This is a genomic window from Amycolatopsis xylanica, from assembly GCF_900107045.1.
Taxonomy (GTDB): domain Bacteria; phylum Actinomycetota; class Actinomycetes; order Mycobacteriales; family Pseudonocardiaceae; genus Amycolatopsis; species Amycolatopsis xylanica.
This window is the reverse complement of record NZ_FNON01000002.1, coordinates 586,289-599,670: the sequence shown is the minus strand read 5'-3', so window position 1 is coordinate 599,670 and position 13,382 is coordinate 586,289. Positions and strand designations below refer to the sequence as shown.

Sequence of the window (13,382 nt, the reverse complement as noted above, 5' to 3'; positions counted from 1 at the left end):
TAACGTGGCCAGATGTCGCTCAGCGAGGTGCGCGCCGCGGAGATCGTCGCCGAACATGACGAGGAACGGCCTGCCAGGCGGCTGACCGGCCGGACCGACCGGTTCGTGTGGCTGGTCGCGCTCGCCGTCGCGCTGCTGGTGCTCAAGCAGGTGTTCTTCCCGTTCAGCAAGGGAAATCAGTTCTACCTGGTGATCTTCCTCGGCTGCACGCTGCCGCTGGTGTTCGTCTGCTATCGGCCGCTGCTGCGCAAATCGGGTGACAATCCTGGCTATCTCGACTGGGTGCTCGCGGCCGCCGCGTTGTTCGTCGGGCTCTATCCGGTGCTCGGCGGTTACGACGCGTTCCTCAACCGGCAGGGCACGCTGTCCACAATGGACATCATCGCGGGTGCGCTGCTGCTGGTGCTCGTGCTGGAGGCGACTCGGCGTACCACGGGAATCGTGCTGCCGATCGTCTGCGTGGGGTTCCTCGCGTACGCGTATTACGGCGGTTTCCTGCCGCAGAACTGGGGAATCGCGCACGCGGGCGTCGACTTCAGCCAGATCATCAACGCGCTGTACAACGACGCGACCGGGTTCTTCGGCACGCCGCTGGACGTCGCGGCGAGTTACATCGTGTTGTTCACCATCTACGGCGCGGTGCTGAACGCGTCCGGCGCCGGGAAGTTCTTCGTCGACATCTCGTTCGCCGCCTTCAAACGCTCACGCACCGCGCCGGGCCGGACGACCGTGCTGTCCGGGTTCCTGCTCGGCACGGTCTCGGGTTCCGGCACCGCGACCGCGGTCAGCCTCGGCGCGATCACCTGGCCGATCCTTCGTAAAGCGGGCTACCCCAAGGAGAACGCGGGCGGCCTGCTCGCCGCGTCCGGGATCGGCGCGATCCTCTCGCCGCCGACACTCGGCGCCGCCGCGTTCATCATCGCCGAGTACCTGCAGACCTCGTACCTGACGGTGCTGATCTGGGCGACGATCCCGACGCTGCTGTACTACCTCGGGATCGTCTTCGCGGTCGAGGCCGACGCGCGGCGGTTCGGCGCGAAGGCCGTCGACCTGCCGACCGAGAACGCGCGGAAACTGTTGCTGCGCGGTGGTTATCACTTCCTCTCGCTCGGGATCATCGTGGTGTTCCTCGCGCTGGACATCCCGCCGTTCGCCGCCGTGGTCTACGCGACCGGCGTGGCGGCGGTGTTCACCCTGATCGCGCGGCTGACGTCCGGTGAAGGCCTGAAGAGCTGGGCCATGGACATGCTCGACGCGTTGTCCGCCGGCGTGCGCGGTGCGCTGCCGGTGATCGCGGTGTGCGCCGCGGCGGGCGTGATCACGTCGACGATCACCAAGACCGGGCTCGGCCAGGAGCTGGCCAACGCGCTGGTCGAACTCGCCCGCACGGTCACCGACAACGCGACCGCGGTGCTGGTGCTCACCGTGGTGCTGTCCGCGATCGCGGTCGGCGTGCTCGGGCTGGCGGTGCCGGTGACGGCCTCGTTCATCATCGCCTGGGTGGTGATCGGCCCGGCGCTGGCCGGCGTCGGCGTCGACGGGCCCGAGCGCGCGATGTTCATCTTCTACTACGCGGTGCTGTCCGAGGTCACGCCGCCGACCGCGCTGGCGGCGGTGGCGAGCGCCGCGATCACCGGCGGCTCGATCCTCAAGACGATGTGGCAGTGCTGGAAGTACACGCTGCCCGCGTTCCTGGTGCCGATCGCCTTCGTACTGACCGAAAACGGCGCCGCGCTGCTGTTGCAGGCCAAGCCGTTGACGGTGTTGTGGGTGACGGCCGTGTCGGCACTCGCGGTCGGCGCGCTCGGCGTGGTGACCGGCGGCTGGTTCTTCGGGCCGGCGCGCTGGCCCGTGCGCGCGGTATTCGCGCCCGCCGCGTTGTGCCTGCTGTATCTGGAGCCGGTCCCGGTGTTCGTGGGGCTTGGTTTCTGCCTGCTGGGAGTGGCTCTGCAGGTCTTTTTCCGGCTGACTGAAGGAGAAGCGGATGCGAGCGAGTGCGTTGCTGGTGATCGCGATGCTGGCGGTGGCGGGCTGCGGCGGGAAACAGGCGACGCGGGCGGGTGACGGAGCGGGCTGCGAGGCGGCAGACGGCCGGATCACCATCGCCACCGGCAACAGCGGCGGCGTCTACTACGTGCTCGGCGGCGGCCTCGCCCAGCTGATCAGCGGCAACACCAAGCTGAAAGCCACGGCTGCCGAGACCGGCGCCTCGGTGCAGAACATCCAACAGCTGGTCAACAAGGACTACGACATCGCCTTCTCCCAGGGCGACACGGCGACCGACGCGGTCAACGGCACCGGCCCGTTCGCGGGCAAACCCCAGAAGATCCAGGCACTCGCCCGCATCTACCCCAACTCGACGCACGTGCTGGTCCGCTCCGACGCGGGCATCAACACGGTCGCCGACCTGCGCGGCAAGCGCGTCTCGACGGGCTCGCCGAAGTCCGGCACCGAGGTCGTCGCGAACCGCCTGCTCCAGGCGGCCGGGCTCAACCCGGAGACCGACGTCCAGGCCCAGCGCCTCGACCTCGCGAAGACGTCCGACGGCATGAAGTCCGGCACGCTCGACGCACTCGTGTGGGTCGGCGGCCTCCCGACCGCGCAGATCACGGACATCACGACGTCGATGAAGGGCAAGGTCAAGCTGCTCGACCTGAGCGCGCTGGTCGAGCCGCTGAAGAAGGTCAACCCTGGTTACGGCCCCGGCATCATCCCGGCCGCCTCGTACGGTCTCGGCGCGGACGTCCCGACGTTCGTGGTGCCGAACATGCTCCTGGTCCGCGAGGACTTCCCCGCCGCGAACGCTTGCGCGATCACGAAGCTGATCTTCGACAAGCGCGCCGACCTCGAGAAGGTCCACCCCGCGGCGAAGCAGATCGACAAGGTGACCGCCCGCCAGACGGACCCGGTTCCCCTGCACGCCGGCGCCCAGCAAGCCCTGGCCTCGTGAGTGTTCCGGCCGGTTAGAACCGGCCTAGCCACTCACGACCCTCCTCGTAGCCCGGGTGAGGGCCTCCCTCACCCGGGCAGGGTGGGTGAGGGCCTCCCTCACCCAGATATATGGGTCAGGGCCTCCCTCACCCGACGATTTGGGTGAGGGAGGCCCTCACCGCACAGCGCGCCTAGGTCGGCGTTGTATGAAGGGAGCCTTCATACAATCCAGGCTGGATGAGGGGAGCCTTCATCCAGCCCGAGGATCAGGCAAAGCCTGGGGTCGTGAGTGGCATGACCGGTTAGAACCGGCCGGAACACTCACGAGTCCTTGGCCTGCGGAAGCTTGCGCGGGCGCTTGCCCGGCTTGGCCGACGGCGGCGGCACGACCGGTCCGATGTCGCCGTCCGGCGCCTCGTCGAGGTCGACCATGACGGGAGCGTGATCACTCGGCCCGGTGCCCTTGCGCGCCTGCCGGTCGATCCACGCGGCCCTGACCCGCCCGGCGACCGGCGTCGACGCGAGTACCAGGTCGATCCGCATGCCCAGGTCCTGATGGAACATGCCCGCCCGGTAGTCCCAGTAGCTGAAGATCCGCTTGTCCGGCCACCGATCACGCACGACATCGTGCAGCCCGAGCGAAAGCAGCGACGCCAGCGCCGCGCGCTCAGGCTCGGTCACGTGCGTCTGACCGACATAGGCCGCGGGATCGAAGACGTCCGCGTCGGCGGGCGCGATGTTCATGTCGCCGCAGACGAGCGCGTCGGCCGGACCGGCGGCGACCACCTCGTTCAGCTTGGCGAGCCAGGCGAGCTTGTACTGGTAGTGCTCGGAATCCGGCTCGCGCCCGTTCGGCACGTACAGCGAGTGCACGCGGATGCCGCCGCAGGTCGCGGCCACCGCGCGGGCCTCCTGATGCGGGAACCCGGGTGCGCCGTCGAGGCCGGTCACGACGTCTTCGAGGCCGACCTTGGACAGGATCGCGACCCCGTTCCACTGCACCTCGCCGCTGAGCGCGACCTCGTACCCGCGCTCGGCCAGTTCGGCGCCGAGCAGCGCGAGGAAGGCGTCGTCGACGAGCTTGGTCTCCTGCAGGCAGACGACGTCCGGCTGCCGTTCGTCCAGCCACGGCAGGAGCCGGGGCACCCGCTGCTTGACCGAGTTCACGTTCCAGGTCGCTACGCGCATCGGCCCACGGTAACCCGTCCGCCGGGTCGGCGGGTGGATGCGAGGGAGGCTCGCATCCACCCGGGCAAGGTCAGTCCTGCTCGACCTTGATTTCGATCTGCTTGTCCTTCAGCGACTCGGTGTACGGCATCGACAGCTCGAGGATGCCTTTGACGTACCTGGCGCTGATCTGTGAGGCGTCCGCGCCCGGCGGCAGCGAGACGTTCCGCGTGAACGAGCCGTAGTGGAACTCGCTGCGCCCGCTCGAGACCGCACGCGCCTCCCGCTGCGCGTTGATGGTCAGCACCCCGCCGTGCGAGGTCACCGTGATCTGCTTGTCGGCGTCGAAGCCCGGCAGCTCCGCGCGCACCACATACTTTCCGTCCTCTGTGGACTCTTCGATTCGTACCATGTTGGGATCACCGAACGGCCAAGTGTGCTCCAGCCACGAGGCAAGGGTGGGAAATGCCGTCCGCGGACTGGGAAACAGCGAGGTCATGCCAGCTCTCTTTCGTCGCGGTTGTGCATTGCACCCCCCATGAAACCGCGACCTGGCCCGCCCGCGATGCGGCCGGATTACCCGAAAACCGGGGACAAAGGTCACCAATTCAGAACGCCGTGTGGGTGACCCAATGGTCGAGCAGCGCACGATCACCCGTGACCCCGCCGACGGGCAGCCGTCCCGTGAACATCAGCAGAAGATCCCGCACCGGCCCGGAAACGGTGACATCGGCGTCCTCGGCCGAGTGCTCCCAGCGCACGCCCTCAGGTGTACGGGTGATGCGCCAGCCGTCGAGGCCGGGTTCCTCGGGCCGCCACAACAGGGTCTGGCCCGTTCCGCGCAGCTCGGCCACCTCGGGCTTGAGTTTTTCGGCGCCAGAGTAGGAAATCAGCTGCAGGCCTTCGGTGATGACGTCGGCCGCGTGGTCGGGATCGAGCTTGTAGTCGACGCCCGCGGTGAACGCCGCGTCCGCGTGGTGCACGGTGGTGTCGTTCAACAGCCGACGCAGCCAGAAGATCGCCGGTCCTTCGGCCGCGACGATCCAGACCTTGGCCTGCGGGCCGACCGCCTGGACCGCGTCGATCAACAAGGTCGCCCCTAAGCGGAGCCATTCGGGCCAGTTCGCGGGCGGGCCTGGTGTCGCTTCGCTCGGGTCCGGCAGCGGGACGCGGCGGTCCGTGCGGATGATCTCGGCCGCCCAGCGGTGGGCGTGGCCGACGTGCACGACCAGGTCGCGGACCTGCCATTCCGGGCACGTCGGCACGGGCATGGCCGGGTCGAGCCCGTCGATGGTGGCGGCCAGCCCGGCCGTGTGCTCGCGCAGGCGCTTGGCCAGCAGGTCGAAGTCCAGTCCCAGCATGAGGTTCCCCTTTCGCCTGGTGTTGCCCGTACCGTAGGAACTCCAGTCGGGTGGAGGTTCTAGTGACTGTGACCCAGGACACACTTGGCATCGGTGAGCTGGCCGAGCTGACCGGGGTCTCGGTGCGCACGATCCGCTTCTACTGCGACGAGGGCATCCTCGAATCGCGGCGCAGCGCGGGCGGGCATCGCCGGTTCGACCCGGTGGTCGTCGAGCAGCTGAACCTCATCAGGCGGCTGCGCAGGCTGGGGCTCGACCTGCCCGCGATCACGGCCGTGCTGCTCGGCGAACGGTCCATGGACGAGGCCATCGCCGCCACCCGCGCGGCGCTCGATGTCGAGTTCGAGGCGCTGGCCTGGCGGCGTGCGTCGTTGAGCGCGATCGAGCAGGCGAGTCCCGCCGAACGGGCGGCGCGCGTCGACCTGCTCGCCAAGGTCGTCGACGGGCGGGCCGCGCATGGCGCCATCGTCGCCTTCTGGCGCAGCCTGATCCTGGCGCCGGTCAGTGAGTCGCTGGCCGAGAAGTTCATCTTCTCGAACGCGCCGGAGCCGCCGGTCCCGCCGACGCCGAGCCAGGTCGTCGCGTACGCCGAGATGGCGACGCTGGTCGCCGATCGTTCGCTCAGCGCACGCCTGATCGCCCGGTCACGCGCGAACGTCGAGAAGGTGCATGACGAGGAAGGCCTGTGGGAAGGGCTCGCCGAGGCCGGAAGTGCCGCCTATCCGCTGATACTGGCCGGTCGGGCGCCGGAACCCGGGAAGGCGCTCGATCTCTTCGTCGACGCGCACGCGTCCGCACGCGGCGTGCGCGACACCCCGGAATTCCGGCGTGAGCTGCTGCTGAGCGTCGACGCCGACCGCGATCCCCGGCTGGGCCGCTACTGGCGGCTCTCCCGCGAGGTGACCGGGGCCGCGGTCCCGGTCGGCGTGCTGCTCTGCTGGCTGATCGACGCGCTCGGCGATTCCGTCAGCGCTTGTGGATGAAGTAGGCCTTGTCGTCGCCGAACGTGCCGACCTGCACCGTGATGTCGCCGGGCCCGTCGACGAAGCCGAGCTTGAACGTGAGTTCCTTGCCGGGTAAGACATCCTGGCTCGGCGTGCCGTTGAAGCCCGCCTCCGTGTCGAAGACCTGCTCGGCCGCGGCGTTGCCCGCGGTGGCCTGGATCAGCAGCATCGCGGTCCACGGCTTGGCCGAGTGGTTGACCACGGTCACGTCGTAGCTCATCGCCTTGGCGTTCGGCCGCATCGAGTACTTGCCGGTGGTGAATTCCTTCGGGTTGGCGACGGTGAGGTCGATGTCCTTGCCGTGGAACGTATCCCCGACGCTGAGCGTCTGCGCCGGCCCGGAACCGGTGAGCTGATCGGTGATCTTGTCGAGTTCCTTCACCGCCGCGTTCTGCGCCAGGACGGTGAACACGATCGCCGCGACGCACAGTGCGACGCCGACGGCGGCGAGTGTCTTCTTCGTCCCGAAAAACGCGATGACGCCGAGAATGAATCCGACGCCCGCGACGACGGCGGTCAGATTGTTGAAGATGAGAATCGGGGATCCGACGATTCCGGCAATGCCCAAGATCAACGCCGTCCACGCCAGAGCACCGAATTTGACGGGACGTGCCTGCGCGACTGGCATGGGCGCGAGTGGTGGCATGGCGGTCATGAGCTGGGGATTCCTCTCTGGACTGGCGAGCGCGAACGCAGAACTGGTCGCGTCCGGCCGCATGCCCGTTACGAGGAAATTCGTCCGTAATCGGAAAGTCATCGGCGCTCACGCTTACGGGTGGCCCGACACGCGCCCGCGATCTTGGGTAGCCTGGCTGCCAGACCGGCCTGGGGGCGACGTGTTGTCTGGACCTTGTGAGTTTTGCTTGTGGTGACTTTCGCTGAACTGCGCGCTGCGCCGGAAGAGTTCGCGCCGGCACGGCGCAGGGCCGTCCGCATCGGACTGCACGCACTCTGGGTCATCGGGCTGAGTCTCGCGGTGACCGCTGGCACCGGCCGATTCGGATTCTTCCCCGCCGATCAGGGCTTTATCCTGGGCCAGGCCCGCCGGATCCTGAACGGCGAGATTCCGCATTCGGACATCATTTCCGCGCGCCCGCTCGGTTCCGCGGTCATTCACATCCTTGATTTCGCTTTGCCGGGACCGCTTTTCCTCGCCTCGGCCGTGCTGAGCATGGCCGAGATCATCATGGGCACCATCGCGCTCGCGGTGATCGTGACGAACCGACCGCTGCTGACCTGGGGTCCCGGCCGCACCGCGCTGGTCGCCGCGGCGGCCGTGCTGAATCTCAACGCTTTCCCGCTGATGGCCTGGCACACGATCGACGGCATCACGCTGACCGCGTGCGGGGTGTGGGCGTTGCGCTCCGATTCGGTGCGCGTGCGGCGGCTCGGGCTGTTCCTGTTCGGCGTGGCCGCGCTGGTGAAGCAGAGCTTCGCGCCGGTCGTGGTCATCGCGGGCCTGTGGCTGCTGCTGCGCCCGCGCGGCAAGCGGTCGTTCGCGGACTTCTGCTGGCTGGGCGCGTTCCCGCTGGCCTATGTCACGGTCGTCTCGCTCGACGGCGGCTTCGGCGCGATGGTCGACCAGCTCACGACGGCCGCGCCAGCGTACGGCGAAGGGCTGCTCGGGTTCTGGCTCACCGAACTGCCCACCTCGATCAAACCACTGCCACTGTTCGTCTTCGCCGCCATCGCGGCTGTCGCGCTGGTGGCACGCACCGCCTGGTCGTCTTGGCTACTGCTGCTGACCGGCATCACGGCCGTGGCCTGGGTGGTGGCCGACGGTGGTTTCGTCGGCCCGAACCGCTGGACGGACGCGCTGTGGTGGATCTTGGCCGTCGCCATCGTGGTGCACGGCCTGCTGCGGCGCGCGATCCCGTGGGGCGCCTTGCTCGTGCTCGGACTGGGTTTCCTGATCAGCCTCTCCTGGGGCCAGGACACGCCGACGCTGCTCGCCGGCAGCATGGCGCTGACCACGTGTTTCCTGCTGGCCGACCTGGTCACCCCGCCGGACGGCCTGCTGCGCACGGGCACCGCCGCGTGCATGGCCGTCTTTGTCATCGTCGGCCTGGTCACCGTCTCCCTGCGCGACGACCTCACGTACATGGACCGCCCGCGCGCGGAGCTGACCCGCGATCTCGGCGACGTGGCGCCGTCGATGCACGGCATTCGCACCAACGAGGGCACGTACACCTACCTCGCGCAGTTGCGGGACTGTCTCAAGCGCTTCCCCGCCGACAAGGTCGCCGTGCTCGCCGACAACCCGTTCGCCTACGCGGCATTCGACCTGCGCAACCCGTTCCCCGTCGACTGGCCGCTCCCGCTGGAGATGGTCGCCGACGCGCCGCAGCGCATGATCGCCGCCGCGCACGATCTCAACCGGCACGGCTCGTACCTGGTCCTGTTCCAGACCGTCGACCAGAAGACGCTCATGGCCGGCGGCCCGGTTCCCGCTGAAGTACGCCCTGACCAGCCCATTTACGACTACTTCGGCATCGCGGCCCACGTCAAGGCGGCTTTGGCGGGAGAGACGATCACCTGCGGAAACTTCGTCGGGAAGTGGCAGAGCTGATATAACAGCACTGTTGCATCTCGTCGAGAGGGGACAGCCGTGTATCCGCCCATCGACCCGTACGACTCGGGACTGCTCGACGTCGGCGACGGGAACCAGGTTTATTGGGAGCTGTACGGCAACCCCGGCGGCAAGCCCGCCGTCGTCGTGCACGGCGGTCCCGGCACCGGCTGCTCGGCGGGAATGCGGCGGCACTTCGACCCGGAGCGCTACCGCGTGCTGCTCTTCGACCAGCGCGGTTCCGGCCGCAGCACCCCGCACGCGAGCGACCACACCGTCGATCTGAGCGTGAACACGACTGAGCATCTCCTCGCCGACATGGAACGCCTGCGCGAGCACTTCGGCATCGGCCGCTGGCTGGTGTTCGGCGGTTCGTGGGGTTCGACGCTCGGCCTCGCGTACGCCGAGCGTCATCCGGAACGCGTGTCCGAAATGGTCATCTGCGGCGTCACCACCTCGCGCCGTTCCGAGCTCGACTGGCTCTACCGCGGCGCGGGCGCGCTGTTCCCGGAGGAATGGGAGCGATTCCGCGACGTCGCGGGCACCGACGACGTGCTCAACGGCTACGTCCGCCTGATGGCCGACCCGGACCCCGAAGTCCGTGCCAAGGCCACGGAAGCCTGGTGCGCCTGGGAAGACACGGTCCTGTCGCTCGAGCCGAACGGCGTGCCCAAGCCTTTCGGCAGCATGCCGCCGAAACAACGCGAAGCCGTCGTCCGCATTTGCTCGCACTACTTCGCGAACGACTGCTGGCTCGAAGACGGCGTGCTGCTGCGCGAAGCCGCACGGCTCAAGGGCATCCCGGCCGTCTTGATCCACGGCAGGCTCGACATCAGCGGGCCACTGCAAACCGCTTGGGAACTGGCCAAACTCTGGCCGGACGCCGAGCTGGCCGTCATCGAAGACTCCGGCCACACGGGAAGCGACGAAATGCGCGCCCGTACCCGCCGCGCCCTCGACGATTTCCTTACAGCGCCTTGAGGTAGACGTCGAGCGCGGCGGCGCCCGCCAGCATCGCCCGGCCGCGCGCGGTGAGCCGCTCCCGCCAATCGGCGAGAGTGGCTTCGAGCGGAGCCACCCCGCCCGCCTCGCGCACCTGCTCGAGCACGGGCGCGATCTGTTCCAGCAGGTAACCGCCGCGCCGCAACTGATGCACCAGCTGAGCGTCACGCACGTCGGCCGCGTCGTAGTAGCGGTACCCCGTCTGCTTGTCCCGTTGTGGCCGAACCAGCCCGGCCGCCTCCCATTTCCGGAGCGTCGCAGGCCGCACGCCGAGGCGTCGCGCGAGCGGACCGATGAACATCGGGCCACCCCGCGCCTGCTCGTCGGGAACGAGGTTCCGCAGCGCTTTGTCCACTGCGGACAGTGTCCGCCTGTCTTCCCGCAGCTGCACATGACTTTCGTCGATCAACGCGAACGCGTTCTCGGCGTCGTGGTGCGCGGCGCGCATGATCGCGGTGGCGGTCGCGTGCCCGTGGCCGGGAATCAGCGCGAGAAAGGCGCGAAGGGCTTGCGCGTGCCGCTCGCGGTAAATCCGGTAGCCACTCTCGGTGCGCTCGGCAGGCGGCAGAATGCCCGCGTCCTCGTAGTTCCGGATGGCCTGAGTGGACAGTCGATGCTCGCGAGCGAGGTCGACTGGCCGCAGCCTGCTGCCGGTCACCTTCTCCTCCCGGTTGAAGGTTGAGTAGCGAAATTCGAGTCGTATTCGAGTCAAGTCTCAACGGCTGGTTCAACGATACTGTAGAGGGATGCGAGCTTTCCAATACCTCGTCGAGTATGCGGGATATCGATCGATCGCCTGTGAGAGTGACTGCCTGGCCGGATTGAAGGTCAACACCTTCGTCGAAGACGGCGAGGGCTGGCTGATCGAGGTGACGCGAACCGGCTTCAGTCCCGGTTTCGGGAAATCAGCCGCGAACCGTGAGCTCGTCGACTGGATGCGCGAGTACAACGAAAGTCACACCGAGAAACTCAGGTTCTACGGCTTCGACGCGCCCGCCGCAGACCCGCGTCCAGTGCTGGCCGCAGTGCACGCCTACCTCGGCTTACCTTGGGACGTAAGCGAAATCAAGTTCGCGAATGAGGCGAAACTTCGGGTGATCGCGGACGACCTTCTGGCCTTGGTCGCCATCGATTCGGCGCGGCTGATCGCCGAGACCTCGTACGAGCAGTGGTGGCGGGCGAGCTGGCGTGCGCGGGTGGCGGCCGGCTTGCTCCGCGATCAAGCCAACGCCGTGGTCGCGGACAACCTCAAGCAGATCATGGCCCGCGAGGAGCGGCGCGGCCCCACCCTGGTGCTCACCCGCCGATTCGGGTCGTGAGTGTTCCGGCCGGTTCTAACCGGTCGGAACACTCACGAGCTTTTTCCGAGCGAGGACGGCCACCAGATCCGGCGGCCGATGTCCATGCTCAGCGCGGGCACCAGCAGTGACCGCACGATCAGCGTGTCCAGCAGCACGCCGAACGCGACGATGAACGCGAGCTGCGCGAGGAAGAGAATGGGCAGCACCGCCAGCGCCGAGAAGGTCGCCGCGAGCACCACCCCGGCCGAGGTGATCACCCCGCCGGTCACGGTCAGCCCGCGCAACATGCCCTCGCGCGTGCCCAGCGTCTTCGCTTCCTCGCGCACTCGTGTCATCAGGAAGATGTTGTAGTCGATCCCCAGTGCCACAAGGAAAACGAAGCCGAACAGCGGCACGACCGGGTCGGCGCCGGGGAAGCCGAACACCCCGTTGAACACCAGCGCTGACACGCCCATGGTCGCCGCGAACGACAGCACCACGGTGCCGATCAGCAGCAGAGGCACCAGCAGCGCGCGCAAAAGCAGTGCCAGCACCAAAAAGATGACCAGCAGCACGATCGGGATGATGAGCAGCCGGTCACGTTCGGAGGTGTCCCGCGTGTCGAGCAGCGTCGCGGTCGGCCCGCCGACCTCGGCGCCCGCTCCGTGCACGGCGTCGCGCAGCCGTTGCACGGTGGCCAGCGCGGCCGCGGAGTCCGCCGGGTCGGTGAGCACCGCGTCGAGCCTGACCAGGCCGCCGGACTCGCCGGCCTGGCGGACTTCCGCGACGCCGTCGACCTTGGCCGCCGTGGTGACCGCCCGCGCCTGAGCGGCATCTGCCAGCACGATGGCCGGGGAGCCACTGCCACCGGGGAAGTGTCGTGACAGGACTTCCTGCCCGGCCACGGAGTCGACGTCGGTGAGGAAGATGTCGGACTGCGCCGTGCCGGAAGCCTTGAGCTGCGGGACAAAAGCCACGCCGATCAGCAGCACGAACGTGGTCACCACCCAGGTCGCCCTCGGCCGGTTCGCGACCAGCCTGGCCACCCGCGCCCACAGCCCGCTCGCCGCCGGATGCGGGGACCCGAACTTCGGGCGCAGCGGCCAGAACGACGAGCGGCCCAGCAGCACCAGCACCGCGGGCAGGAAGGTGACCGAGGTCAGGAACGCCGCGCCGATCCCGATCGCCGCCACCGGCCCGAGTCCCTTGTTGGAGTTGAGGTCGCTGAACAGCAGGCACAGCACCCCGAGCACCACCGTGCCCGCGGACGCGGCGATCGGTTCGATCGTGGCGCGCCAAGCCGTGCGCATGGCCTGATGGCGATCCTCGGTGTCTCGCAGTTCCTCGCGGAACCGCGAGACGAGCAGCAACGCGTAGTCGGTGGCCGCGCCGAAGACGAGGATGAAGAGGATGCCCTGGCTCTGGCCGTTGAGATCGATCACGCCGGCGTCGGCCAGCAGATAGACGGCGAGACTCGCCAGACCGAGCGCGAAAACGCTGGACAGCAGCACCAAAAGCGGCAGCAGCGGACTTCGGTAGACCAGGATCAGGATCAACGTCACGACCGCGCCCGCGACCAGGAGCAGCAGCCCGTCGATCCCGCCGAACGCCTGCTTCAGGTCCGCGATCTGCGCGGCGGGCCCGGTGACCAGCACGGTCAGCCCGGCAGGCGGCGAAGCCAGCCGCGCCCGGATCTCCTCGACGGCCTTACTCGGATCCGTCACGGCGACGACGCGTTGAGCGGCCTGGTCGTCCCTCGGCGACGGGATGACCGGCGACGCACCCGCCAGTTCCCGGCTCCCGAGCCAATCCCGGTCAACTTGGGTGAGCCCGGACGTCCGCTCGACCACCACGACGGCGGGCAGGCCCTTGGCGCCGCCGAACGTCCGCAGCCGTTCGGCCACCTTCGTCGCCTCGGCGGACGCGGGCAGGAACGCGGTGCTGTCGTTGACCGCGACCTGGCTCAGCTTCCCCGCGAACGGCCCGGAGAAGCCGCCGAGCGCGAGCCAGCCGACCGCGATGAGCGCGGGCAACACCCAGCGGATGCGAGAGCGGGTGGTCTCCACGG

General features: G+C 68.3%; 12 protein-coding genes. 6 read left to right on the top strand and 6 right to left on the bottom strand.

What is annotated here, in order from left to right; all coding sequences use genetic code 11:
* Positions 1–12 precede the first annotated feature (12 nt).
* Both BLV57_RS10555 and BLV57_RS10550 read left to right on the top strand, forming a co-directional pair.
* Positions 13–2,064 (top strand): TRAP transporter permease, encoded by a 2,052-nt coding sequence (locus BLV57_RS10555; protein ID WP_091288452.1) that lies wholly within the window; start codon positions 13–15, stop codon positions 2,062–2,064.
* Positions 1,985–2,950: a TAXI family TRAP transporter solute-binding subunit gene (locus BLV57_RS10550; RefSeq protein WP_091288451.1), complete on the top strand. Its 966-nt coding sequence runs from the start codon at positions 1,985–1,987 to the stop codon at positions 2,948–2,950. Before BLV57_RS10555 ends, BLV57_RS10550 begins: the two co-directional genes overlap by 80 nt.
* 302 nt (positions 2,951–3,252) lie before the next feature.
* Here the strand turns inward: BLV57_RS10550 and BLV57_RS10545 are convergent, their stop codons facing one another.
* From BLV57_RS10545 to BLV57_RS10535, 3 genes are all read right to left on the bottom strand, one after another.
* Complete coding sequence (locus tag BLV57_RS10545; RefSeq protein WP_091288450.1) at positions 3,253–4,119, bottom strand: exodeoxyribonuclease III; 867 nt, start codon at positions 4,117–4,119, stop codon at positions 3,253–3,255.
* A gap of 70 nt (positions 4,120–4,189) precedes the next feature.
* Entirely contained in the window at positions 4,190–4,510 is a 321-nt protein-coding gene (locus tag BLV57_RS10540) for an Hsp20/alpha crystallin family protein (RefSeq protein ID WP_245757254.1), read from the bottom strand.
* A 196-nt stretch (positions 4,511–4,706) separates the two neighbouring features.
* Positions 4,707–5,459, bottom strand: coding sequence for a maleylpyruvate isomerase family mycothiol-dependent enzyme (locus BLV57_RS10535; protein WP_091288448.1), 753 nt, complete (start codon positions 5,457–5,459; stop codon positions 4,707–4,709).
* A gap of 62 nt (positions 5,460–5,521) precedes the next feature.
* Here BLV57_RS10535 and BLV57_RS10530 point away from each other — a divergent pair, with 62 nt between their 5' ends.
* The gene (locus tag BLV57_RS10530; RefSeq protein ID WP_245757253.1) at positions 5,522–6,442 is read left to right on the top strand and encodes a MerR family transcriptional regulator; all 921 of its coding nucleotides are present in this window, start codon (positions 5,522–5,524) and stop codon (positions 6,440–6,442) included.
* Here BLV57_RS10530 and BLV57_RS10525 read toward each other — a convergent pair.
* Positions 6,426–7,118: a hypothetical protein gene (locus BLV57_RS10525; RefSeq protein ID WP_091288446.1), complete on the bottom strand. Its 693-nt coding sequence runs from the start codon at positions 7,116–7,118 to the stop codon at positions 6,426–6,428. The genes BLV57_RS10530 and BLV57_RS10525 overlap by 17 nt on opposite strands.
* 213 nt (positions 7,119–7,331) lie before the next feature.
* On the opposite strand from BLV57_RS10525, the gene BLV57_RS10520 reads away from it, so the two are divergent.
* Both BLV57_RS10520 and pip read left to right on the top strand, forming a co-directional pair.
* Positions 7,332–9,032 (top strand): hypothetical protein, encoded by a 1,701-nt coding sequence (locus BLV57_RS10520; protein WP_245757252.1) that lies wholly within the window; start codon positions 7,332–7,334, stop codon positions 9,030–9,032.
* 39 nt (positions 9,033–9,071) lie between these two features.
* A complete protein-coding gene (gene pip, locus BLV57_RS10515) occupies positions 9,072–10,013 on the top strand; it encodes a prolyl aminopeptidase (RefSeq protein ID WP_091288444.1) in 942 nt (313 codons plus the stop codon).
* Here pip and BLV57_RS10510 read toward each other — a convergent pair.
* Positions 10,000–10,692, bottom strand: a complete 693-nt coding sequence (locus BLV57_RS10510) for a TioE family transcriptional regulator (RefSeq protein WP_245757251.1) — start codon at positions 10,690–10,692, stop codon at positions 10,000–10,002. The genes pip and BLV57_RS10510 overlap by 14 nt on opposite strands.
* An 88-nt stretch (positions 10,693–10,780) precedes the next feature.
* Here BLV57_RS10510 and BLV57_RS10505 point away from each other — a divergent pair, with 88 nt between their 5' ends.
* Complete coding sequence (locus tag BLV57_RS10505; RefSeq protein WP_091288443.1) at positions 10,781–11,353, top strand: erythromycin esterase family protein; 573 nt, start codon at positions 10,781–10,783, stop codon at positions 11,351–11,353.
* 32 nt (positions 11,354–11,385) lie between these two features.
* On the opposite strand, the gene BLV57_RS10500 is transcribed toward BLV57_RS10505, so the two are convergent.
* Positions 11,386–13,380, bottom strand: a complete 1,995-nt coding sequence (locus tag BLV57_RS10500) for an MMPL family transporter (RefSeq protein ID WP_245757250.1) — start codon at positions 13,378–13,380, stop codon at positions 11,386–11,388.
* Positions 13,381–13,382 lie beyond the last annotated feature (2 nt).

Coding starts and splice junctions, on each gene's coding strand:
- BLV57_RS10505 (WP_091288443.1), top strand. CDS start 10,781: ATGCGAGCTTTCCAATACCTCGTCGAGTATGCGGGATATCGATCGATC.
- BLV57_RS10525 (WP_091288446.1), bottom strand. CDS start 7,118: ATGACCGCCATGCCACCACTCGCGCCCATGCCAGTCGCGCAGGCACGT.
- BLV57_RS10535 (WP_091288448.1), bottom strand. CDS start 5,459: ATGCTGGGACTGGACTTCGACCTGCTGGCCAAGCGCCTGCGCGAGCAC.
- BLV57_RS10555 (WP_091288452.1), top strand. CDS start 13: ATGTCGCTCAGCGAGGTGCGCGCCGCGGAGATCGTCGCCGAACATGAC.
- BLV57_RS10545 (WP_091288450.1), bottom strand. CDS start 4,119: ATGCGCGTAGCGACCTGGAACGTGAACTCGGTCAAGCAGCGGGTGCCC.
- BLV57_RS10540 (WP_245757254.1), bottom strand. CDS start 4,510: ATGGTACGAATCGAAGAGTCCACAGAGGACGGAAAGTATGTGGTGCGC.
- BLV57_RS10550 (WP_091288451.1), top strand. CDS start 1,985: ATGCGAGCGAGTGCGTTGCTGGTGATCGCGATGCTGGCGGTGGCGGGC.